Below are 22,969 nucleotides of genomic sequence, written 5' to 3' on the forward strand. Positions count from 1 at the left end.
GGCTGACGCTGCTGCTGCCGCCGCCGGCGCGGTTCGCCGGCATCGCGCTGCCGCCGGCGTTGGCGCAGGCGCTGGGGCGCGCGGACCGGGCGCGCGCGGAAGCCGGGGAAGCGGCGCAGCTGGCCCGCCATTTCGACCTGCTGCCGCGGGCCTGGCCCTCGGCGGCGTTGACCCGGCTGCTGGACACAGGCGAGGCCGATGCCCGCCACGGGCCGTGGCTGCGGGTGGACCCCGCGCATATCCGGCCCGACATCAACGGCGCGCGCCTGCTGGGCGTGGGCGCCAGCCTCGGGCTGGAGCCGGCCGATGCCGAGGCCCTGCTGCCGGCGCTGCGGCCGCTGTTCGGGGATGCCGGGTTCGCGCTGGATGCGCCGCACCCGGCGCGCTGGTACCTGCGGCTGCCGCCGGGCACGCCGCTGCCGGCATTCGCTTCGCCGGACATCGCGCTGGGCGACGATGTGTTCGAGCATGCCGCGCAGGGCGAGAGCGCACGCCGCTGGCGCGCGCTGGAAAGCGAGGCGCAGGTGATCCTGCACCACCATCCGCACAATGCCGTGCGCACGGCGGCCGGACGGGTGGCGATCAACGCATTGTGGTTCTGGGGGGCGGGGCCTTGCCTGATGCGGTGTCGGGGCATGCGCCGATCATCTATTCCGACGACCCCGCGGTGCTCGGCGCAGCGCGGCTTGGCAAGCTGCAGGGCATGGGCGTGCAGGCGTTCCGGGCCGAGGTGGAGGACGCGCTGGTGGATCTGCGCGGCCAGCGTGATGTGCGTGCCCTGGTGTACGAGTGGCTGGAGCCGGCGTTGCGGCGCGCGGAGGCGGTCTTCGATTTCGCCGATGGCCAGGTGTTCCACCTGCATCGCGGCCAGCGCTGGCGGCTGTGGCGGCGGGCGCTGGCGGTCGTCCCGGCATGAGCACGCGGCGTCGCATCCTGCGCCGCCCGGCGGTGGCGCCGGTGGGCGACTGGCCGGCGCACTGGCCCGAGCTGCTGCGGCGGGTGCATGCCGCGCGCGGCAGCGATGCCCGCAGCGCGCTGCCGCGGCTGGCCGATCTGCCGCCGCCGTCGGGCCTGCGCGGGATCGATGCCGCCGTTGCGCTGCTGCGTGATGCCATCGCCAGCGATGCCCACATCCTCGTCGTGGGCGATTTCGATTGCGACGGTGCCACCGCCTGCGCGGTCGGCGTGCGCGGGCTGCGCCTGCTCGGCGCGCGCCGGGTTTCGCACGCGGTGCCCAACCGCCTCGTCCACGGCTACGGGCTGACCCCGGGACTGGTGGAGGAACTGGCGGCGCTGCGGCCCGATCTGGTGGTGACGGTGGACCACGGCATCGCCTGCCACGCCGGCATCGCGGCCGCCAAGGCGCGCGGCTGGCAGGTGCTGGTGACCGACCACCACCTGCCGGGGCCGACGCTGCCGCCCGCGGATGCCATCGTCAATCCCAACCAGCCCGGCTGCAGCTTTCCGGGCAAGGCGCTGGCCGGCGTCGGGGTGGTGTTCTACCTGCTGCTGGCGCTGCGCGCCGCGCTGGAATCGAAGGCGGACCTGGCGGTGCTGCTGGACCTGGTGGCGGTCGGCACGGTCGCCGACCTGGTGCCGCTGGATGCCTGCAACCGCGCCCTGGTCGGCGCCGGCCTGCGCCGGTTGCGCGCGGGTCAGGGCTGCGCCGGGCTGCGCGCGTTGATCGAGGTGGCCGGGCGCCGCGCGGAGGCGCTCACCACTGCCGACATCGGCTTCGCCATCGGCCCGCGGATCAACGCGGCGGGGCGACTGGAGGACATGGGCATCGGCATCGACTGCCTGCTCACCGACGACCCGGCGCATGCGCGACGGCTGGCCGCGGCCCTGCATGCGATCAACGAGGAGCGCCGCGCGCTGCAGGCCGGCATGCAGGATGGCGCCGAGGCGCGGCTGGACGGGATCGACGCCGCGCATGCCGCCTGCCTGTTCGATCCCGACTGGCATCCCGGGGTGGTCGGACTGGTGGCCTCGAAGGTGAAGGAGCGCCTGCACCGGCCCGCGATCGCCTTCGCCCCGGCCGAGCCAGGCAGCGACCTGCTGCGCGGCTCGGCGCGCTCGATTCCCGGTTTCCACGTGCGCGACGCGCTGGCGCTGGTGGAGGCGCGCCATCCGGGGCTGATTCCGCGCTTCGGCGGGCATGCGATGGCGGCCGGCCTGAGCCTGCCGCGCGATGCGTTTCCGACGTTCCGCGACGCCTTCGTGCGGGTCGCGCGCGAGTGGCTGTCCCCGGAGCTGCTGACCGAGGAACTGCACAGCGACGGCGAACTGCGTGCGGGCGACTTGCGGGCGGATGTCGCGCTGGCACTGCGCGACGGCGGCCACTGGGGCCAGGGCTACCCCGAGCCGCTGTTCGACGGCATCTTCGCGGTGCGGGATTTCCGGGTGCTGAAGGAGCGCCACCTCAAGCTGGAACTGGAATTGGACGGCGTGCGCTGCAATGCCATCCATTTCAACGGCTGGGACGGCCAGGCGCCGGCAGGGCGGGTACGGATCGCCTACCGGCTGGTGCCGGACGATTGGCGCGGCGGCGATGCTATCCAGCTTGTGGTGGTGCATCGGGAAGCGGCAGCCGCCTGGCCTCCCGCCTGAGGTCGAACGGCGGCCGCCGCACCGGTGCCCGGCGGATCAGTTCGTAACCGCCGAAACACGCCGCGAAGGTCAGCACCACCAGCAGCGGGCCCTCCAGCAGCGGCGGCAGGGCCCGCGGTTTGGCCGTATGCGCCAGCGCGATGATGACGGTCTGGTGCAGGATGTAGGCCGGCAACACCGCCGACGCCAGGTAGCGCAGGGCGGGCTGTCGATATCGCGCAGGCGGTAGGCAACGTCGATCTCAGTCGATCCTGGTCAGTGCCGCCCCATAGTGCGCGGCCACGTGGTCGCTCTTGTCGCTCTTGATCTCGTACTGCGGCCTGTCCTTGCTGGCGCGATGGGTGTGGCCCTTGTAGTCGAAGTCCGCCGTGTGCACCTTGACGATATGGCCGCTGACGTAGCCGGCCTCGGAATTCCAGCGCACGTGGTCGCCCACCTTGAAATGCGTTGTATGGCTCATGTTCGTCTCCTCGAAACTCGCGCCCAGTCTGATCGAAGAGGCGAAAAGCGCGCGTGAGCGCCGGGGGGCGGCGGCGTGACGGGCTGCCTGCACTGCTAAAATGCCCCATTCACCCGAATACGCGGTTTCCCATGATCGAGCTCAATCCCATCCGAGCACGCATCGCCGACCTGACCGGCCGGCTGGATGCGCTCCGGGGGTATCTTTGACTACGACGCCAAGCGCGAGCGCCTGGAAGAAGTCGAACGCGAACTGGAACACCCCGATGTCTGGAACGACCCCGCCCGCGCGCAGGCGCTGGGCCGCGAGCGCTCGCTGCTGGACAAGACCGTCAACGGCATCCGCGACCTGACCGAGGGCCTGGCCGGCGCCGGCGAGCTGCTGGACCTGGCCGAGATGGAGAACGACGAGGAGACCGCGCTGGCGGTGATGGCCGACGTCGACCGCTACCAGAAGGGCGTGGAGCAGATCGAGTTCCAGCGGATGTTCTCCGGCAAGATGGATGCCGCCAACGCCTTCGTGGACATCCAGGCCGGCGCCGGCGGCACCGAGGCGCAGGACTGGGCCGAGATGCTGCTGCGCATGTACCTGCGCTGGTGCGAATCGCGCGGCTGGAAGGCCGAGCTGATGGAGGTCAGCGGCGGCGACGTGGCTGGCATCAAGTCCGCCACCTTCCGGGTCGAGGGCGACTATGCCTACGGCTGGCTGAAGACCGAGATCGGCGTGCACCGGCTGGTGCGCAAGAGCCCGTTCGACTCCGACAACCGCCGCCATACCAGCTTCACCAGCGTATTCGTCTCGCCCGAGGTGAACGACGACATCGACATCGAGATCAACCCGGCCGACCTCAAGACCGACGTGTACCGTTCCTCGGGCGCGGGCGGCCAGCACGTCAACAAGACCGAGTCGGCGGTGCGCATCACCCACGTTCCCACCGGGGTGGTGGTGGCCTGCCAGACCGAGCGCAGCCAGCACGCCAATCGCGATCGCGCGATGCAGATGCTCAAAGCCAAGCTGTACGAGCTGGAAGTGCAGAAGCGCAACGCCGAGAAGGACGCGCTGGAAGCCAGCAAGTCCGACATCGGCTGGGGCAGCCAGATCCGCAACTACGTGCTCGACCAGAGCCGGATCAAGGACCTGCGTACCGGGATCGAGCGTTCCGACACCCAGAAGGTCCTGGACGGCGACCTCGACGAGTTCGTCGAGGCCAGCCTGAAGATGGGCCTGGAAGCCGGTGCCAAGCGCACCGACGCGGCCTGATCCACCCGGTCCGCGCGCTCAGTGCTGCGCGCGCAGCGCGCGCAGGCTGCGGGCGCGCGCGATCTCGGAGGCGCCGGTCACGATGCGCGGCACGCTGGACATCACGCTGACGATCCCCGGCGCCGCTTCCGGCTGCTCCAGCACCGCCTCGGCGGTGGCGTCGTCCGGCAGCTGCGCACCCCAATAGCCGACCCAGGCGTCACGGTGGCGTTTGGCGGCGTACAGGGCGCGGTCGGCCATGCGCAGGGCGTAATCCCAGCGGCTGGCGGCGGAAGTGCCCGCACCGGCATCGAAGAACGGGATCGGCGCCAGCCCCAGCGAGACCGTCACCGGGCGCGCGGTGTGCGCGGTTTCCAGGGTGTAGGCCATGGCCCGGCGCAGGCGTGCGGCGACCTGCTCGGCCTGCTCGCGGGTGAGGTTGGTGCAGGCCACCAGGAACTCCTCGCCGCCCCAGCGCGCCACCAGGTCGGTGGGGCGGCAGGCCGCCTTCAGGCGCTGCGCCAACGCCACCAGGACCTCGTCGCCGGTATGGTGGCCGTGGCCGTCATTGATCTGCTTGAAGTGGTCCACGTCGATCAGGAACAGCACGTGGCGGGTCCCCTCGGGGCCCGGCTGGGCGGCCATGGCGTTGAGCATGGCGGTGGCCGCGTGCCGGTTGTTCAGGCCCGTCAAGGTGTCCACCTCGCTCAGCCGGCGCAGTTGGCGATGGCGCTTGCGCAGCAGCACCCCGAACCCGGTGGCCAGGCCCAGCAGCAGGGCGAGGATGGCGATTGCGGCCACATAGGCCAGCTGGCGCTTCTCGTTTTGCAGCTGCTCGATCTGGTGGGCATGACGCAGCTGCTCCAGTTCGCGCTGGCTGGCGCTGATACGGGTGCGCGCCTGCAGGTCGGCCAAGGCCCGCGACTGCCGGTTGAGATTGCTCTGCAGGCTCAGGCATTGCGCCAGCTGCAGTTCCGTGGCATCGCCTTGAGGGCCGGGGGCGGCCACCGGCGTCGCCGGCAACAGCAGGGCCAGCACCAGCAGCGGGGCAAAGCGCAAGGCGGGGAAGGGGGCCATGGCGTCGGAAACCGGTGGGATCGGGATGTTTCAAGCAAGAACGGTGCCAACCTGGTGTCGATTCCATGGCACGGGCACGGCGAATTCGTTGCAGGGCGCGCCTCTGCTATGCTTCCGGGCCCTCTCCCCACCTGCGACCGCCGGCCCCGCGCGCTGCCGCGGCAGGCCCCGGATGCCCGATGAACGACCCTGCCGCCCCCCAGCCCGTCGATGAAAACCACCCGATCGCCGGGCGCCGCGCCAAGCTGGCCGCGCTGCGCGCGCAGGGCGTCGCGTTTCCCAACGACTTCAAACGCCGCCAAGCGCAGCGACGCGATCTGCTGTTTTCTGCTGCGATTCCCGCGAAAGCGGGAATCCAGCGACCTTGATCCTTCCCGCAACAAGACACTGGATTCCCGCCTCCGCGGGAATGACGAGCCCAAAAGCGAACCGTCATGACCGATTCCAACACGCCGCATGCGGCCGACGAAAATCACCTGATCGCCGAGCGCCGCGCCAAGCTGGCCGCCCTGCGCGCGCAGGGCGTCGCGTTCCCCAACGACTTCAAGCGCACCGACTACGCCGGCGACCTGCAGGTGGCCTACGCCGACGCCGCGCAGTGGACGGGCGAGGCGCTGGAAGCCGAAGGCCGCCAGGTGGCGATCGCCGGGCGCATGCTGGCCAAGCGGGTGATGGGCAAGGCGGCGTTCGCCACCGTGCAGGACATGAGCGGGCGGATCCAGCTGTTCCTGCAGGCCACCGCGCTGGGCGCGGCCTACGAGGCCTTCAAGGGCTGGGACATCGGCGACATCGTGGCGGCCGAGGGCCGCCTGATGCGCACCAGGACCGGCGAGCTGTCGGTGAAGGTGGAATCGCTGCGCCTGCTGGTGAAGGCGCTGCGGCCGTTGCCGGACAAGTTCCATGGCCTGGCCGACGTCGAGCAGCGCTACCGCCAGCGCTACGTGGACCTGATCGTGACGCCCGAGGCGCGCGAGGTGTTCGTCGCGCGCTCGCGCATCGTCGCCGCGATCCGCCGCTGGCTGGACGCGCGCCGGTTCCTGGAAGTGGAGACGCCGATGATGCATTACATCGCCGGCGGCGCCACCGCGCGTCCGTTCACCACCCACCACAACGCGCTGGACATCGACCTGTTCCTGCGCGTGGCGCCCGAGCTGTACCTCAAGCGCCTGGTGGTTGGCGGCCTGGAGCGGGTGTACGAGATCAACCGCAACTTCCGCAACGAGGGCGTGTCCACCCGCCACAACCCCGAGTTCACCATGCTGGAGCTGTACGAGGCCTACGCCACGTACACCGAGGTGATGGACCTGACCGAGGCGATGCTGCGCGATGTCGCCGTGGAGGCGATGGGCACCACCGTGTTCGAATGGGACGGCCACAGCATCGACCTCGGCCCGGCGTTCCGCCGCTGGAAGCTGGAGGAGGCGGTGCGCGCGTTGAACCCGGAGATTTCCGTCGCCGACTGCCGCGACCGCGAGGCGCTGGCCGCGCACTGCGCGCGCCTGAGGATCCCGGTCAAGCCCGGCGACGGCTGGGGCAAGCTGCTGCTGGAGATCTTCGAGAAGACCGTCGAGACCGGCCTGATCCAGCCGACCTTCATCACCCACTACCCGGTGGAGGTCAGCCCGCTGGCGCGCGAATCCGACAGCGAGCCGGGCATCACCGACCGCTTCGAGCTGTTCGTCGGCGGCAAGGAGCTGGCCAACGGCTTCTCCGAATTGAACGATCCCGAGGACCAGGCCGCGCGGTTCCGCGCCCAGGTCGCGGCCAAGGAGGGCGGAGACGACGAGGCCATGCATTACGACGCCGACTACATCCGGGCCCTGGAAGTGGGGCTGGCCCCTACCGGTGGGCTGGGCGTGGGCATCGACCGCTTGGTGATGCTGCTGACCGGCTCCAGCTCGATCCGCGACGTGCTGCTGTTCCCCTACATGCGCCCGGCCCAGTGAGGCCCCGGGAACCCGCGACCGCGCGCACTGGCCGGGCGTTCTTCACTTGCCAATGTCCGCCGATGCGGTAAGGATGGCCGAGCGGCATGGATTCCCGCGTTCGGCCATGAAGAGAGAGGGCGCTGCATGGACGTGGTAATCGTTGATGACCAACCTTCTGCCCGCACATTGATGCGGCATGTCCTGGCGGACCTTGGTCCGCAGGTGGCGGCGTACGACTTCGGCACGCCGGAGGATGCGTTGCGATGGTGCGAGGCCAACCGGCCCGACCTGCTGCTGCTGGATTACCGCATGCCGGGCATGGACGGGCTGCAGCTGGCGCGGGCGATCCGCAAACCGCTGCACAACCGCGACGTGCCGATCGTGCTGGTGACCGTGGTCGGCGACGAGCCGGTGCGGCAGGCGGCGCTGGACGCCGGCGTGATCGATTTCATCGTCAAGCCGATCCGCCCGCGCGACGTGCGTGCGCGCTGCCGCAACCTGCTGCAGCTGCGCCAGCAGACCGAATCGGTCAAGCAGCGTGCGCTGTCGCTGGAAGAGCGCCTGCTGGCGAGCATGCACGAAGTGGAGGAGCGCGAGCGCGAGACCCTGCACCGGCTGGCGCGCGCCATCGAGTTCCGCGATGCCGGCACCAGCGCCTATCTGGAGCGCATGGCGCACATCGCCGGGCTGATCGCGGAAGGGCTGGGCCTGCCCGAGGAGCAGGTGCGGCTGATCGAGCTGGCGGCGCCGCTGCATGACATCGGCAAGATCGCGATCCCCGATGCCATCCTGATGAAGCCGGGCGCGCTGGACGAGGCCGAGCGCGGGCGCATGATGCAGCACCCGCGGATCGGCTACGAGTTGCTGCAGGACAGCCAGAACCGTTTCATCCAGATCGGCGCCCAGATCGCCCTGCGCCACCACGAGCACTGGAACGGCGGCGGCTATCCCGACGGCCTGGCCGGCGAGCAGATCCCGCTGGAGGCGCGCATCGTCACCGTGGCCGACGTGCTGGATGCGCTGCTCTCGCCGCGCCCGTACAAGCAGCCGTGGAGCCTCGAGCAGGCGCTGGACTTCATCGCCTCGCGCAGCGGCACCATGTTCGACCCGGCCTGCGTGCGCGCGCTGACCGCCGACCTGCCGCGCCTGCGCGAGATCTGCGAGCGGTATTCGCACATCACCCCGCGCCCGGAGTGGCGCTGACCCCATGGCTGGCCTGCGCGCACTGCGCGATCTGCGCAACTGGGTGCTGGCGCGCCTGCGCGGCCGCAGCGACAGCGAGCACGGGCAGGTGGTGGTGCGGATCGCCATCACCTTCCTGTTCGCCATCTACCTCGGCTGGGAAGTGGGGGGCGGCGACTCGCGGCCGGCGCTGGTCGCCACCTGGCTGATCCTGGTCGGGGAACTGGTGCTGTCACTGGGCCTGCTGGCGGCCATCCTGGCCGCGCCGGCGCCTTCGCACGCGCGCCGCTGGATCGGCATGCTGGCCGACTACGCGGCGCTGGCCGGGGTGATGCACCTGCAGGGCGAGCAGGCGGCGCCGCTGTACGCGGTGTACCTGTGGGTGACGATCGGCAACGGCATGCGCTATGGCCCGCGCTACCTGTACGCCGCCACCCTGCTGGCGGTGGCCTCGTTCGCGGCGGTGATGTTCACCACCGCGTACTGGCAGGAAAACGACTACCTGTCCGGCGGCCTGCTGGTCGGCCTGGGCGCGGTGCCGCTGTATTTCGCCTCGCTGCTGCGTGCCTTGACCGCGGCGGTGGAGGACGCACGCCGCGCCAACCAGGCCAAGAGCCGCTTCCTGGCCAATATGAGCCACGAGTTCCGGACCCCGCTGAACGGCCTGTCCGGGATGTCCGAACTGCTGGCCAGCACCCGCCTGGACGCCGAGCAGCGCGGTTATCTGGAGACCATCCAGGCCGCCACCCGCGCGCTGCTGGCGCTGGTGGAGGACGTGCTGGACATCGCGGTGATCGAAGCCGGCAAGCTCAAGTTGCGGGTGGAGGCGTTCGACCTGCACGCGCTGCTGGAGCAGATCAACCTGATGCTGCGCCCGGAGGCGCGCTCCAAGCAGCTGGAATACGAGGTCGCGGTGGCGCCGGACGTGCCCGCCCGCCTGCGCGGCGACGCCGGCCACCTGCGCCAGGTGCTGGTGAACCTGCTGAGCAATGCAATCAAGTTCACCACTTCCGGCGAAGTGCGGATGCGGGTGGAAAGGTCGGCGAGGCCGGACCCGGCCAGGTGCGGCTGCGCTTCACCGTATCCGATACCGGCATCGGCATCCCCGCCTCGGCGCGCGCGCGCCTGTTCGAGGCGTTCGAGCAGGCCGACAGCAGCCTGTCGCGCAAGCACCAGGGCACCGGCCTGGGCACCACCATTGCCAAGGGCCTGACCGAGGCGATGGGCGGCAGCATCGGCTTCGAGAGCAGCGAGAACGTCGGCAGCCGGTTCTGGGTGGAGCTGCCGTTCGAGAGTGCGGTGGGGTTCGTGCCGATGATGGCGGCCGATGCCGAGGCCGCGCCGCCGCCGGAGGCGCTGGAAACCCCGAACGTGATCGCCTTCAGCGACCCGTTCCTGCGCCACCGTGCGCGGGTGCGCTCACTGCGGGTGCTGGTGGCCGACGATCACGCCGCCAACCGGCTGCTGCTGCAGGGCGTGCTGCAGAAGGCCGGGCACCGGGTGATGACGGTGGACGATGGCGAGGCCGCGCTGGATGCGCTGGCGGAAGGCGAATTCGATCTCGCGCTGGTGGACCTGCACATGCCCTCGCTGAGCGGGATCGACCTGCTGCGCCAGCTGCGGGTGATGCAGGCCGGCGCGCAGATCCGCACCCCGGTGGTGGTGGTCAGCGCGGACGCCTCGCCGGAGGCGGCGCAGACCTGCCGCGACGCCGGTGCACGCGCCTTCATCACCAAGCCGTTCACCGCGGGGCAACTGCTGGACACGATCGCCGGGATCGCCGCGGGCGAGGCGCCCGCCACCGCGACCGCCGAACCTGCGCGCGCACTGCTGCACGCCTCGGGCGAGCAGGTGCTGGACGCCTCGGTCCTGGATGAATTCGCGGCGCTGGGCATGGGCAAGGCCTTCGAGGTCGAGTTCGTCGCCCAGTGCATGACCGATGCGCGGGTTGCGCTGGCGCGCATGCAGGCCGCCGGCGAGGCCGGCGATTGGGACCAGTACCGCGAGCAGGCGCATGCGCTGAAGGGCGTCACCGGCAATCTCGGCCTGCTGCAGTGCGCCAGCCTCAGCGGCGCCTTGATGCGGATGACCGGGTTCGAGCTGGCGCGCGACTGGCAGCGGCATTTGCAGGCGCTGGTGCAGCGCCTGCGGCAGGGTGAACAGGCGCTGGCCGCGCGCGGGAGCTGGACGCCCGCGCGCGAGGACAGCCCCTGAGCCCGGGCCTCATGCCTGGCAGGCGGTGCTGCCTGCGTGCCGGCGGTACTGCGCGCGCACCAGCCGCTCCATCGTGCGCATCGACTTTTCGCCGAGCTGCAGGGCGGTATCCACCCAGGTCTCGGTGATCGCCAGCATTTCCTCCAGCGACACCGGCTGCGCCATCGCCCGGACCTTGTGCATCGCGCTGCGGGCATGCGGGATACGGCGGTTGCGGCGGATCACTTCCTCCACCGCCTGCACGCCCTGGCCGCGCGGCGCCAGCACGTCCACCAGGCCCATCCGGTGCAGTTCCTCGCTGGACAGCACCTCGCCGCTGAGCATCAGCTGCTCGGCCTTGTGCGGCGGGATGCGCTTGCACAGGAAGGAATACGCGCCCATGCCGGGGAACAGGTCGAACAGTACTTCCGGCAGGCCCATGCCGACGCCTTCCTCGGCCACGATGGTGTGGCAGCTCAGCGCGGCCTCGAAGCCGCCGCCCAGCGCGTCGCCCTGCACCAGCGCGATGCTGTGCGCGCCCGCGCCGAGGCCGTCGTGGAAAGCGTGCACGCCGCGCACGCACTGGGTGGCGTAGTGCAGCAGGGCCGAGCGGTCCTGGCGGCGGATCGCGTCGCAGAAATACCGAGGTCGCCGCCGAGGTTGAAGGCATCGCAGTCGGAGGCCAGCACCACGTGCTTGAGGCCGGCATCGCCCTGGCGGCGCTCGCGCCACAGGCGCTCGCCCAGGGACTGCTGGTAGCGCAGGATGTCATCCACCAGCGCGGGCTTGAAGCAGGCGCGCCCGGGCGCGTGGGCGAGGTCGGCGTGCATATGGCACCAGTGCACCTCGCCGGCGGCATCGGTGGTGGTGCGCAGGGTGGGATAGCGCGGGACGGGAGTCAGTTTTTCGAGGGTCGCGGTGGCCATGATCGCTCCAGACAGGATGGGCCGGCCCGGGCCATGCCGGCAGGACAGGGGAATGGGGAATGCGCCCGTGCCGCCTCTATGCGCCTAAAACCACGCAAGTGCAAGGAACTCCAGCAAAAAAGCCCCGGCGCGAACGCCGGGGCTTGCCGAATGCGGCGACGCCCGGAATCGGGAGCGCCGGCAGGCGCGGGTTCAGCCTGCGGCCGGTTCGCGCAGTTCCTTGCGCAGGATCTTGCCGACGTTGCTCTTCGGCAGTTCGCTGCGGAATTCCACGTACTTCGGCTGCTTGTAGCCGGTCATGTTCTCGCGGCAGAAGGCCTTCACCGCGTCGGCGGTCAGCGCCGGATCCTTCTTGACGATGAACACCTTCACCGCCTCGCCGGATTTCTCGTCGGGTACGCCGATCGCCGCCACTTCCAGCACGCCCGGCATCATCGCGATCACGTCCTCGACTTCGTTTGGATACACGTTGAAACCGGACACCAGGATCATGTCCTTTTTGCGGTCCACGATGTAGAAATAGCCCTGCGCGTCCATCCTGGCCATGTCACCGGTGTGCAGCCAGCCATCGGCGTCGATGACCTTGGCGGTCTCCTCGGGGCGCTGCCAGTAGCCCTTCATCACCTGCGGGCCCTTCACGCACAGCTCGCCGATCTCGCCGGCGGGCAGCACCTTGCCGTCGTCATCCTTGATGCAGACGTCGGTGGACGGCACCGGCAGGCCGATCGAGCCGTTGTATTCGCGCAGGTCGAGCGGATTGATGCACACCGCCGGCGAAGTCTCGGTGAGCCCGTAGGCCTCGGCCAGGGTGACGCCGGTCACCTGCTTCCACTTGTCGGCCACCGCGCGCTGCACCGCCATGCCGCCGCCCAGGGTCAGGTGCAGGCGCGAGAAGTCCACCTGTTCGAAGCCCGGGGTGTGCAGCAGCCCGTTGAACAGGGTGTTGACGCCGGTGATCGCGGTGAAGCCGGAATGCTTGAGCTCCTTCACGAACCCGGGCATGTCGCGCGGGTTGGTGATCAATAGGTTCTGCGCGCCGAACTTGATGAACACCAGGCAGTTCGCGGTCAGTGCGAAGATGTGGTACAGCGGCAGCGCGGTGACGATCTTTTCATCGCCGAGGCGGATGTTGGCGCTCACCCACGAGGCCGCCTGCTGCATGTTGGCCACCATGTTGCGGTGGGTCAGCATCGCGCCCTTGGACACGCCGGTGGTGCCGCCGGTGTACTGCAGGAAGGCAAGGTCCTCGGGCGCGTTGCGGATCTCGGGCAGCGCGTGCATCCGGCCCAGGGTCAGCGCGTCGCGGAAGCGCACGGCGCCCGGGATGGCGTAGTCGGGCACTATCTTCTTGACGTGCTTGAGCACGAAATTGACGATCGCGCCCTTGGGGAAGCCCAGCATGTCGCCAAGGCCGGTGGTGATGGCGCGCACGCCCGGCATTTCCGCCAGCACGTCCTGCGCCACGTGGCCGAAATTGTCCATCACCAGCAGCGCGCTGGCGCCGGAGTCGGTGAGCTGGTGCTTGAGCTCGCGCGGGGTGTACATCGGGTTGGTGTTCACCACCGTCAGGCCGGCGCGCAGCACGCCGAACAGGGCGATGGGGTACTGCAGGCAGTTGGGCATCATGATCGCCACCCGGTCGCCCTTCTTCAGCTTCAGCTCGCCCAGCAGGTAGCCGGCAAAGTCGCGGCTCAGGCGATCGAGATCGCCATAGCTGATCGCCTTGCCCATGTTGATGAAGGCGGTGTTGTCTCGGTACTTCTGCAGCGCGAAATCGAAGACGTCGTTGATCGACGCGAACTCGTCGAGATCGATCTGGGCGGGCACGCCTTTGGGGTAGTGGGCCAGCCAAGGACGTTCGAGACTCATGCGCTACTCCCCTGCAGTCTGATCCGGCGCGAGAATGCGGCGGCGTATGGATTTGCCCGATTTCAGCACAGCGTCCCGTGGCTGGCAAGGCGAGCGGCATCATGCGCTGCGGGGTCCGGCCGCGGCGGCCGGATGCTGGGGTGCGCGCGCGGGCCGGCCTCAGGCCGCCTTGCCTGCCAGCTGCCGCAGCACGTACTGCAGCAGGCCGCCGTGGCGGGCGTATTCCACTTCCTTGGGAGTGAGCAGCAGTACGTCCACGTCGAACTGCACCTGACTGCCGTCGGCGCGGGTGGCGGTGACGGTCGCCGTCTTCGCTTCGCCGTCGGCCAGCCCGCTGACGGCGTAGGTTTCGCTGCCGTCCAGGCCCAGCGACGGCGCGGTCTGGCCGTCGCGGAAGCGCAGCGGCAGCACGCCCATGCCGACCAGGTTGCTGCGGTGGATGCGCTCGAAGCTTTCGGCGATCACCGCTTTCACCCCCAGCAGGAGGGTGCCCTTGGCCGCCCAGTCGCGGCTGGAGCCGGTGCCGTATTCCTTGCCGGCGATCACCACCAGCGGCACGCCGTCGGCCTTGTATTTCATCGCCGCATCGTAGATCGCCAGCTTCTCGCGGCGGCCATCGCGGCCGAAATACAGGGTGTTGCCGCCTTCCTCGCCACCCAGCATCAGGTTCTTGATGCGGATGTTGGCGAAGGTGCCGCGCACCATCACGTCGTCGTTGCCGCGGCGGCTGCCGTAGCTGTTGAAGTCCACCGGTTGCACCCCGCGCGCGATGAGGTAACGGCCGGCCGGGGAATCCTTCTTGATGCTGCCGGCGGGGCTGATGTGGTCGGTGGTGATGGAGTCGCCGAACAGCCCCAGCACGCGCGCGCCGGTGATGTCATCGATCCGCCCCGGCTGCATGGTCATGCCCTCGAAGTAGGGCGGGTTCTTGATGTAGGTGGAGGCCGCGTCCCAGGCATACCGCTCGCCGTCCGGGGGAGGCGATCCCGTTCCAGCGTGCATCGCCCTGGAACACATGGGCGTAGTTGCGGCGGTACAGGTCCGGGCCGAGGGTGGCGGCGATGGTGTCGGCCACCTCGCGCGCGCTGGGCCAGAGATCCCTCAGGAACACCGGGGCGCCGTTCTGGTCGTGGCCGAGCGGCTCGCTGCCGAGATCGATTCCGGTGCTGCCGGCCAGCGCATAGGCGACCACCAGCGGCGGGCTGGCCAGGTAGTTCATCTTCACTTCGGGGTGGATGCGCCCTTCGAAATTGCGGTTGCCGGACAGCACCGCGGCCACGCACAGGTCGCCGGCGGCGATGGCGGCGCTGACTTCCTGCGGCAGCGGGCCGGAATTGCCGATGCAGGTGGTGCAGCCGTAGCCGACCACGTCGAAGCCCAGCTGTTCCAGCGCCGGTATCAGGCCGGCCTTCTGCAGGTAATCGGTCACCACCCGCGAGCCGGGCGCCAGCGAGGTCTTGACCCACGGCTTGCGGCGCAGGCCGCGCGCGACCGCATTGCGCGCCAGCAGACCGGCGGCCACCATCACCGCGGGGTTGGAGGTATTGGTGCAGGAGGTGATCGCGGCGATCACCACCGCGCCGTCCTTGAGGCGCACCGGCTCACCGTCGATCACGGCCTGCGCCTCGCCCTTGGCGAACTGTTCGTTGCCGACCGCGGCGCTGCCGCCTTCGGCGATGAAATCCGCCACCTCCGCGTTGCGCTGCTCGCGGTTGGCGGTGAGCTGGGCGATGGCGGCGCGGCTGTTGGCCGGCATCTCGCCCAGCAGGACCCGGTCCTGCGGCCGCCTGGGCCCGGCCAGCGAGGGCTGCACCGTGCCCATGTCCAGCTCCAGCGTGCTGCTGTAGTGCGCGTGCGGGCTGTCCGCGTCGTGCCACAGGCCCTGCGCCTTGGCATAGGCCTCGACCAGCGCGATCTGCTCCTCGCTGCGCCCGGACAGCCGCAGATAGGCCAGCGATTCGGCATCGATCGGGAAGATGCCGCAGGTGGCGCCGTACTCCGGCGCCATGTTGCCGATGGTGGCGCGGTCGGCCAGCGGCAGGTGCTGCAGGCCGTCGCCGTAGAACTCCACGAACTTGCCCACCACCCCGTGCTGGCGCAGCATCTGGGTGACGGTCAGCACCAGGTCGGTGGCGGTGGCGCCTTCGGGCAGCCTGCCGGTGAGCCTGAAGCCCACCACCTGCGGGATCAGCATCGAGGACGGCTGGCCCAGCATCGCCGCTTCCGCCTCGATGCCGCCCACGCCCCAGCCCAGCACGCCCAGGCCGTTGATCATGGTCGTATGGCTGTCGGTGCCGAACACGGTGTCGGGGAAGGCCCAGGTGACGCGGTTGCCCGGGCTGTCGGTTCCCTCGCGGGTCATCACCACCCGCGCCAGGTACTCGAGGTTCACCTGGTGCACGATGCCGGTGCTGGGCGGCACCACCTTGAAGTTCTGGAAGGCGTTTTGGCCCCAGCGCAGGAACCCGTAGCGCTCGGCATTGCGTTCGAACTCGATGCGGCCGTTGATGTCCAGTGCATCCGGGCGGGCGAAGGCATCCACCTGCACGGAATGGTCGATCACCAGCTCGGACGGGATCTGCGGATTGATCTGCTCGGGTCGCCCGCCCAGCGCCACCACCGCGTCGCGCATGGCAGCCAGGTCCACCACGCAGGGCACGCCGGTGAAGTCCTGCAGCACCACCCGCGCCGGCATGAATGCGATTTCGGTGTCCGGCTCGGCGGTCGGGTTCCAGTTGGCCAGCGCCTCGATGTGCGCAGGGCCCACGGTGATCCCGCCGTCCTCGTGGCGCAGCAGGTTTTCCAGCAGGATCTTCAGCGAATAGGGCAGGCGGGCGATGTCGAACGTCTTGCCCAGCCTGGCCAGACTGTGGAAAGCGTACTCGCGGCCGTTAACGTGCAGGCGGTCCTGGGTGGAGAAGGAGTTGCGCATGGGGAGACTCCTGAGAGTAAGGTGCCCGCGGGCGCAGGCGATGGGGCTATGGTGCGCCTGCGATGTTAAGCCGGATTGAATTGCGGCATTGAATTGCGACGGGGGCGGTGAGCGATGGCGAACATGCGCATGTCCTGCGGCCTGGCCGCCCTGCTGCCGGCGGGCGCACCGGTTGCCCCCGCGGAGGGGCTGGCCGATGGCTGGATCGCACTGGCGGTGGTGCTGGCCTTCGTGCTGGGTGCCGCTCTGGCGTACGCCCTGGGCGGGGCGACGCGGCGTACCGCGGCGCGGCTGGCGCGCGAGGCCGAGGCCAAGGCCGTCGAGCAGCGCCGCCAGGGCGAGCAGTTGCTGGCCGTGCTGCACGAGCGCGATGCCCTGATGGCGCGCATGCAGGAACGCGAGCGCGATTTCGCGCGACTGGCCGCGGAAGATGCGCTGACCGGCCTGCCCAACGGGCGCGCCTTCGACGAGCAGCTGGCCCTGAACTTCGCCCGGGCCAAGCGCCACGGGCAGCCGCTGAGCCTGGTGCTGCTGGATGTGGACCACCTCAAGCAGATCAATGAAAGCTGGTCGCACGCGGCGGGCGACCGCGTGCTGGCGGAAGTGGCACGGCTGCTGCGCGCGGTCTGCCGGCTGTCCGACCTGCCGGCGCGGCTGGGCGGCGATACCTTCGCGGTGATCCTCACCGATACCGGCCGCGACGGCGGCTGGCGCCTGTGCGAGCGCCTGCAGCATGCGTTCGCACGGCATACCGGCTGGGCGGCCGCCGGTGCCGGGCCGAACTACGTCACCTTCAGCGCCGGACTGGTGGAGCTGGGCGCGCAGGATGAGGCCCCGGCCCAGTTCTTCCAGCGCTGCGACCGCGCCCTGTACCTGGCCCGGCATGCCGGCGGCGCGCGCACCGGGCTGGGCTGAACGCCACCGTCTCGCTGCATGCATGGCCTGGCCGCGGTCAGAGGTATGCAATAAAAAGTATGTATAATTCCGGCCTACCGTAGAGCCGGAGCGCGCCCGTGGAAGCCATCGTCGCCGAACGCGGCCAGATCACCCTGCCCAAGCCCGTGCGCGACGCGCTGGGCCTGACCAAGGGCAGCGTGCTGAAGGTGGAGCTGGACGGTGGCCGCATCGTACTGAGCAAGCATGTGGACGACGCCCTCTCGCGCGTGCGCGGCAAGTTCGCGCTGGAGGCGCCGGTCGGCAAGGGCAGGGGCGCGTGATCGCGGTCGATGCCCCGGTGCTGGCCGAGCTGCTGGCCGACGGCCCGCGCGCCGACGCGGTGGAAGCCGTCCTGCGCCAGGCGCTGGGCAGCGGCCGGGTGGTGGTCTGCGATGCCGCGCTGGCGCAGCTGTCGGCCAGCCTGCGCAACGGCGCCGAGGTATCGAGCGCGCTGGAAGAGATGGGCATCCATTTCAGCGCGGTCGAGGCCAAGTCGGCGCTGCGCGCCGGCGAGATGCAGCGCCGCCAGCGCCAGCGCGGCGAAGCGCCGCGCGCACTTCACGAGTTCCTGATCGGCGCGCACGCCCTGCTGCAGTGCGATGCGCTGATCACCTTCGATGCCGGATTCCACCGCGATTACTTCAAGGGCCTGAAGCTGATCGTTCCCAGGGACTGAAGGCCCATCTTCCTCACCGCACTCAAGGACATTCCCCATGCTGGACGCCTACCGCAAGCACCAGGCCGAGCGCGCCGCCCTCGGCATCCCGCCGCTGCCGCTGACCGCGCCGCAGACCGCCGACCTGATCGAACTGCTGAAGGCGCCGCCGGCCGGCGAGGAGGCCTTCCTGCTCGACCTGCTGGTCAACCGCGTGCCGGCGGGCGTGGACGACGCCGCCAAGGTCAAGGCCAGCTACCTGGCCGCGCTGGCGTTCGGCAGCGAGACCAACCCGCTGATCCCGCGCGCCCGCGCCACCGAGCTGCTGGGCACCATGCTGGGCGGCTACAACGTGGCGCCGCTGGTGCAGCTGCTGGACGACGCCGAAGTGGGCGCCGTGGCCGCCGATGCGCTCAAGCACACCCTGCTGGTATTCGATGCGTTCCACGATGTGGAGGAAAAGGCCAAGGCCGGTAATGCCAACGCCCGCGCCGTGCTGGAAAGCTGGGCCAACGCCGAGTGGTTCACCAGCAAGCCGGAAGTGCCGGCCTCGCTGACCATCACCGTGTTCAAGGTGCCGGGCGAGACCAATACCGACGACCTGTCGCCGGCGCCGGACGCCACCACCCGCCCGGACATCCCGCTGCACGCGCTGGCGATGCTGAAAAACAAGCGCCCGGACGCGCCGTTCGTGCCCGAGGAAGACGGTAAGCGCGGCCCGATCGGCGAGATCCTGAAGCTGAAGGAGAAGGGTCACCTGGTCGCCTACGTCGGCGACGTGGTTGGCACCGGCTCCAGCCGGAAATCGGCCACCAACAGCGTGCTGTGGTGGACCGGCGATGACATCCCCTACATCCCCAACAAGCGCGCCGGCGGCGTGTGCCTGGGCGGCAAGATCGCGCCGATCTTCTACAACACGATGGAAGACGCGGGCGCGCTGCCGATCGAGCTGGACGTGTCGCAGATGGAGCACGGCGACGTGGTCGAGCTGCGCCCCTACGAAGGCAAGGCGCTGAAGAACGGCGAGGTGATCGCCACCTTCGCGCTGAAGTCCGAGGTGCTGCTGGACGAGGTGCGCGCCGGCGGCCGCATCCCGCTGATCATCGGCCGCGGCCTGACGGCCAAGGCGCGCGAGGCGCTGGGCCTGCCGGCGACCGACCTGTTCCGCCTGCCGGTGACCCCGCCGGACACCGGCAAGGGCTTCACCCTGGCCCAGAAGCTGGTCGGCCGCGCCTGCGGGTTGCCGGAAGGCAAGGGCATGCGCCCGGGCACCTACTGCGAGCCGAAGATGACCTCGGTGGGCAGCCAGGACACCACCGGCCCGATGACCCGCGACGAGCTGAAGGACCTGGCCTGCCTGGGCTTTTCCGCCGACCTGGTGATGCAGAGCTTCTGCCACACCGCGGCCTACCCGAAGCCGGTGGACGTCAAGACCCACCACACCCTGCCGGAGTTCATCTCCACCCGCGGCGGCGTCTCGCTGCGCCCGGGCGACGGCATCATCCACAGCTGGCTCAACCGCATGCTGCTGCCCGACACCGTGGGCACCGGCGGCGATTCGCACACCCGCTTCCCGCTCGGCATCTCGTTCCCGGCCGGCTCCGGCCTGGTCGCGTTCGCCGCCGCCACCGGGGTGATGCCGCTGGACATGCCGGAATCGGTGCTGGTGCGCTTCAAGGGCACGCTGCAGCCGGGCGTCACCCTGCGTGACCTGGTGCATGCGATCCCGCTGTACGCCATCAAGCAGGGCCTGCTGACGGTCGCCAAGCAGGGCAAGAAGAACATCTTCTCCGGCCGCATCCTGGAGATCGAGGGCCTGCCGAACCTGAAGGTGGAGCAGGCGTTCGAGCTGGCGGATGCCTCCGCCGAGCGTTCCGCCGCCGCCTGCACCGTGCGCCTGGACAAGGCCCCGATCATCGAATACCTCAACAGCAACATCACCCTGCTGAAGTGGATGATCGCGCAGGGCTACCAGGATGCCCGCACCCTGCAGCGCCGGATCGCCAGGATGGAAGCGTGGCTGGCCGATCCGCAGCTGCTGGAGCCGGATGCCGACGCCGAGTACGCGGCGGTGATCGAGATCGACATGGACGAGATCGTCGAGCCGATCGTGTGCTGCCCGAACGACCCGGACGATGCCAAGACCCTGTCCGAGGTGGCCGGCGCCAGGATCGACGAGGTGTTCATCGGCTCGTGCATGACCAACATCGGCCACTTCCGCGCCGCGGCCAAGCTGCTGGAAGGCAAGCGCGACATTCCCACGCGCCTGTGGATCGCGCCGCCCACCAAGATGGACGCCGCCGAACTGACCAACGAAGGCCACTACGGCACCTTCGGCACCGCCGGCGCGCGCATGGAGATGCCGGGCTGCTCGCTGTGCATGGGCAACCAGGCGCAGATCCGCGAGGGCAGCACCGCGATGTCCACCAGCACCCGCAACTTCCCCAACCGCCTGGGCCGCAACACCAACGTGTACCTGGGCTCGGCCGAGCTGGCGGCGATCTGCGCGCGCCTGGGCCGGATCCCGACCCGCGAGGAGTACCTGGCGGACATCGGCGTCATCAACGCCAATGGCGAGGCCATCTACCGCTACATGAACTTCGACCGGATCGAGGAGTACCGGCAGGTGGCGGATTCGGTCGCAGCCTGATCGCCCTCCGCCAATCCCGCATGACGAAACGCCCGGCCGCGATGCCGGGCGTTTTCGTTTGCTCATTGCACTGGTTCCACCGGGCTGCTGCGCGCGCCGGCGTCGCCCGGCGGCGGGCGTGAGCCCCCTCACCCCAGCAGCGCATCCAGCGCGGCCGCCATCTGGCGGCGGGCGAACACGAAATCCCACAGGCTGCCGCCGAGCTGGCGCCACAGCACGGCGGCGCGCAGGGCGGCCAGCAGCAGGGCGCGGATCTCGGCCACCACCCCGGCCTGGCCGAGGTAGTGCGGGTTGCCCTGCACCATCACCCGCGGGCGCAGGGTGCTCAGAGTCTCCGCGTACAGGCGGGCGAGGTCGGCGATCACGTCCGGATGCGCGCTGCCGAGGGAATCCGCGCGCGGCGCGAGCCGGCGCAGGCCGGCCTGCACCTTGTCCGCGATCGCCGCGTTGCGGATGAAGCGGCGTTCCAGTTGCAGCACGGCCAGGGCGAGCTTGCCCAGCGCCTCGTCCTTGCTGCCGCTGGCGAGATAGTCGCGCAGCTGGCGCAGGCCGATGCGCAGCTCGCGCGCGCTGCCGAACACGCTCTCGGTATCGCGGGCGTCGATCCGGAACACGCTCTCCAGCGCAGTCTGCACCTGCACCTGGTCGGATTGGCCGGTGTCGGCGATCCGGCGCACCTGCGCCAGCGCCTGCAGCAGGCCGGCCAGGGCCAGCACGCGGTCTTGATAAGGATGGGTCATGCGGTCTTCACGGTTTCGGGTCGGGAACGGGGGCGTCGGTGGCGGCGATCACCGCACCGCCCAGGCACACCTCGCCATCGTAGAGCACCACCGATTGTCCGGGTGTGACCGCACGCTGCGGGTGCAGAAAGCGCACGGCCAGGCTGCCGTCATCGCGGACCTCGACTTCGCAGGGCTCGTCCGGCTGGCGGTAGCGGGTCTGCGCGGTGCAGGCAAAGCGCGCGGCCGGGGGCGCCCCGGCCACCCAGTGCGCCGGCTCGCTGCGCAGGACGTGCGACAGCAGCCACGGGCTGTCGTGGCCCTGGTCCACGTACAGCAGGTTGCGCGCTACGTCCTTGGCCACCACGAACCACGGCGCCTGCGCGCGGCCGCGCACGCCGCCGATGTTCAGACCTTCGCGCTGGCCGAGGGTGAAATAGAACACCCCGGGATGGGTGCCGATGCGGGTGCCATCGGGGGTGCGCAGCTCGCCTTCCTGCGCCGGCAGGTACTGCGCCAGGAAGCGGCGGAAATCGCGTTCGCCGATGAAGCAGATGCCGGTGGAATCCTTCTTGCCCGCGGTGCGCAGGCCGTGCTCGGCCGCGATGCGACGGACCTCGCTCTTGGACAGCCCGCCCAGCGGAAAGCGGGTGGCCGCCAGCTGCGTCTGCCCCAGCTGGTGCAGGAAGTAGCTCTGGTCCTTGCCGCGATCCACCGCGCGCAGCAGACGGAAGGCATCGCCCTGGCGCTGCACCCGCGCGTAGTGGCCGGTGGCGATCGCCTCGGCGCCGAGCTCACGCGCGGCGTCGAGGAAATGCTTGAATTTGATCTCGCGGTTGCACAGCACGTCCGGGTTGGGGGTGCGGCCGGCCGCGTATTCTGCGAGGAAGTGCCGGAACACCGCGTCCCAGTACGCCTTCGAAAAATCGCGGAAGCGGATCGGAATGCCCAGTGCGCCGCAGACTGCCACCGCATCGCGGCGGTCGTCCTCGGCGCGGCATTCGCCCGAGCCATCGTCCGCCCAGTTCTGCATGAACAGCCCGGTCACCGCATGCCCAGCGTCGCGCAGCAGCAGGGCGGCGACCGAGGAATCCACGCCGCCGGACACCCCGACGACGATGCGCGCGGCAGGGCTCATGCGATATGCCGGGCCAGCGCCAGCGGGTAGCGGCTGCCGCCGAGGTAGTCGGCGGCCGTGCGCCAGACCAGCGGGCTGCGGTGGCGCGCGGCCTCCGCCTGCAGCTGCGCGGGGCTCAGCCATAGGGCGCGCACGATGCCGGTGTCCAGCACCGCGCCGAGGAGCTCGTGCAGCGGCTCGGCGGCGAAGGCGACGCGCAGGTAATGGCGGCCGCTCTCGGGCGCGCGCCACTGGTAGGTGCCCACCAGATGAGTCAGGCGCACCTCCCAGCCGGTTTCCTCGCGGGTCTCGCGCAGGGCGGCGTCCTGCAGGGATTCGCCTGGCTCCAGGTGGCCGGCCGGCTGGTTCAGCACCAGCCGCCCGTCGGCGTGCTCCTCCACGCACAGCAGCTTACCGTCGCGCACCACCACGGTGGCGACGGTGACATCGGGTTGCCAGGGGAGCTGGATGAATGG

General features: G+C 70.0%; 16 protein-coding genes and 4 pseudogenes. 11 read left to right on the forward strand and 9 right to left on the reverse strand.

Annotated features, from left to right (window positions below; all coding sequences use genetic code 11):
* Positions 1-2 precede the first annotated feature (2 nt).
* Together LJB71_RS07260 and recJ are read left to right on the forward strand one after the other, a co-directional pair.
* Positions 3-916 (forward strand): annotated as a pseudogene (locus LJB71_RS07260) (phosphoglycerate mutase).
* A complete protein-coding gene (recJ, locus tag LJB71_RS07265; RefSeq protein ID WP_259303659.1) occupies positions 913-2,610 on the forward strand; it encodes a single-stranded-DNA-specific exonuclease RecJ in 1,698 nt (565 codons plus the stop codon). Before LJB71_RS07260 ends, recJ begins: the two are co-directional and overlap by 4 nt.
* Here the strand turns inward: recJ and LJB71_RS07270 are convergent.
* Positions 2,555-2,785, reverse strand: a complete 231-nt coding sequence (locus LJB71_RS07270) for a hypothetical protein (RefSeq protein ID WP_259303660.1) — start codon at positions 2,783-2,785, stop codon at positions 2,555-2,557. The genes recJ and LJB71_RS07270 overlap by 56 nt on opposite strands.
* Before the next feature lie 66 nt (positions 2,786-2,851).
* Positions 2,852-3,070 (reverse strand): DUF2945 domain-containing protein, encoded by a 219-nt coding sequence (locus LJB71_RS07275; protein ID WP_259303661.1) that lies wholly within the window; start codon positions 3,068-3,070, stop codon positions 2,852-2,854.
* 131 nt (positions 3,071-3,201) lie between these two features.
* Here LJB71_RS07275 and prfB point away from each other — a divergent pair.
* A protein-coding gene (prfB, locus tag LJB71_RS07280; RefSeq protein ID WP_259303662.1) for a peptide chain release factor 2 occupies positions 3,202-4,330 on the forward strand; the annotation gives its coding sequence in 2 pieces (ribosomal slippage) (positions 3,202-3,276 and positions 3,278-4,330; 1,128 coding nt in all).
* A gap of 18 nt (positions 4,331-4,348) precedes the next feature.
* On the opposite strand, the gene LJB71_RS07285 is transcribed toward prfB, so the two are convergent.
* The gene (locus LJB71_RS07285) at positions 4,349-5,386 is read right to left on the reverse strand and encodes a GGDEF domain-containing protein (protein ID WP_259303663.1); all 1,038 of its coding nucleotides are present in this window, start codon (positions 5,384-5,386) and stop codon (positions 4,349-4,351) included.
* A 179-nt stretch (positions 5,387-5,565) separates the two neighbouring features.
* Between LJB71_RS07285 and LJB71_RS07290 the strand changes: the two genes are divergently transcribed.
* From LJB71_RS07290 to LJB71_RS07305, 4 genes and pseudogenes are all read left to right on the forward strand, one after another.
* Entirely contained in the window at positions 5,566-5,754 is a 189-nt protein-coding gene (locus LJB71_RS07290) for a hypothetical protein (protein WP_259303664.1), read from the forward strand.
* Positions 5,755-5,820: 66 nt separating this feature from the next.
* Complete coding sequence (gene lysS, locus LJB71_RS07295) at positions 5,821-7,332, forward strand: lysine--tRNA ligase (protein ID WP_259303665.1); 1,512 nt, start codon at positions 5,821-5,823, stop codon at positions 7,330-7,332.
* Between the two features lie 126 nt (positions 7,333-7,458).
* Positions 7,459-8,517 (forward strand): two-component system response regulator, encoded by a 1,059-nt coding sequence (locus LJB71_RS07300; protein WP_259303666.1) that lies wholly within the window; start codon positions 7,459-7,461, stop codon positions 8,515-8,517.
* 4 nt (positions 8,518-8,521) lie between these two features.
* Positions 8,522-10,710 (forward strand): annotated as a pseudogene (locus LJB71_RS07305) (ATP-binding protein).
* Positions 10,711-10,719: 9 nt separating this feature from the next.
* On the opposite strand, the pseudogene LJB71_RS07310 reads toward LJB71_RS07305, so the two are convergent.
* The 3 genes and pseudogenes from LJB71_RS07310 to acnA form a co-directional block, all read right to left on the reverse strand.
* Positions 10,720-11,615: pseudogene (locus LJB71_RS07310) on the reverse strand (crotonase/enoyl-CoA hydratase family protein).
* Positions 11,616-11,807: 192 nt separating this feature from the next.
* Positions 11,808-13,484 (reverse strand): AMP-binding protein, encoded by a 1,677-nt coding sequence (locus tag LJB71_RS07315; protein ID WP_259303667.1) that lies wholly within the window; start codon positions 13,482-13,484, stop codon positions 11,808-11,810.
* A gap of 159 nt (positions 13,485-13,643) precedes the next feature.
* Positions 13,644-16,416 (reverse strand): annotated as a pseudogene (gene acnA / locus LJB71_RS07320) (aconitate hydratase AcnA).
* A gap of 129 nt (positions 16,417-16,545) precedes the next feature.
* Here acnA and LJB71_RS07325 point away from each other — a divergent pair.
* The 4 genes from LJB71_RS07325 (at position 16,546) to acnB (ending at position 20,657) form a co-directional block, all read left to right on the forward strand.
* Positions 16,546-17,331 (forward strand): GGDEF domain-containing protein, encoded by a 786-nt coding sequence (locus tag LJB71_RS07325; protein ID WP_259303668.1) that lies wholly within the window; start codon positions 16,546-16,548, stop codon positions 17,329-17,331.
* 98 nt (positions 17,332-17,429) lie between these two features.
* Complete coding sequence (locus tag LJB71_RS07330) at positions 17,430-17,633, forward strand: AbrB/MazE/SpoVT family DNA-binding domain-containing protein (RefSeq protein ID WP_259303669.1); 204 nt, start codon at positions 17,430-17,432, stop codon at positions 17,631-17,633.
* Positions 17,630-18,028 carry a type II toxin-antitoxin system VapC family toxin gene (locus LJB71_RS07335; RefSeq protein WP_259303670.1) on the forward strand — a complete coding sequence of 133 codons (399 nt, stop codon included), beginning with the start codon at positions 17,630-17,632 and terminating at the stop codon, positions 18,026-18,028. The genes LJB71_RS07330 and LJB71_RS07335 overlap by 4 nt, the downstream gene beginning before the upstream one ends.
* Positions 18,029-18,065: 37 nt before the next feature.
* Positions 18,066-20,657, forward strand: a complete 2,592-nt coding sequence (acnB, locus tag LJB71_RS07340) for a bifunctional aconitate hydratase 2/2-methylisocitrate dehydratase (protein WP_259303671.1) — start codon at positions 18,066-18,068, stop codon at positions 20,655-20,657.
* A 128-nt stretch (positions 20,658-20,785) separates the two neighbouring features.
* Here acnB and hflD read toward each other — a convergent pair whose 3' ends face one another.
* Genes hflD through LJB71_RS07355 form a run of 3 tightly spaced genes read right to left on the reverse strand, consistent with a single transcriptional unit; the run spans position 20,786 to position 22,963 of the window.
* Entirely contained in the window at positions 20,786-21,397 is a 612-nt protein-coding gene (gene hflD / locus LJB71_RS07345; RefSeq protein ID WP_259303672.1) for a high frequency lysogenization protein HflD, read from the reverse strand.
* A 7-nt stretch (positions 21,398-21,404) separates the two neighbouring features.
* A complete protein-coding gene (gene mnmA / locus LJB71_RS07350; RefSeq protein WP_259303673.1) occupies positions 21,405-22,514 on the reverse strand; it encodes a tRNA 2-thiouridine(34) synthase MnmA in 1,110 nt (369 codons plus the stop codon).
* Positions 22,511-22,963, reverse strand: a complete 453-nt coding sequence (locus LJB71_RS07355; protein WP_259304760.1) for an NUDIX hydrolase — start codon at positions 22,961-22,963, stop codon at positions 22,511-22,513. The genes mnmA and LJB71_RS07355 overlap by 4 nt, the downstream gene beginning before the upstream one ends.
* Positions 22,964-22,969: the final 6 nt, after the last annotated feature.

It is taken from the genome of Thermomonas sp. S9 (assembly GCF_024704365.1).
GTDB lineage: Bacteria > Pseudomonadota > Gammaproteobacteria > Xanthomonadales > Xanthomonadaceae > Thermomonas.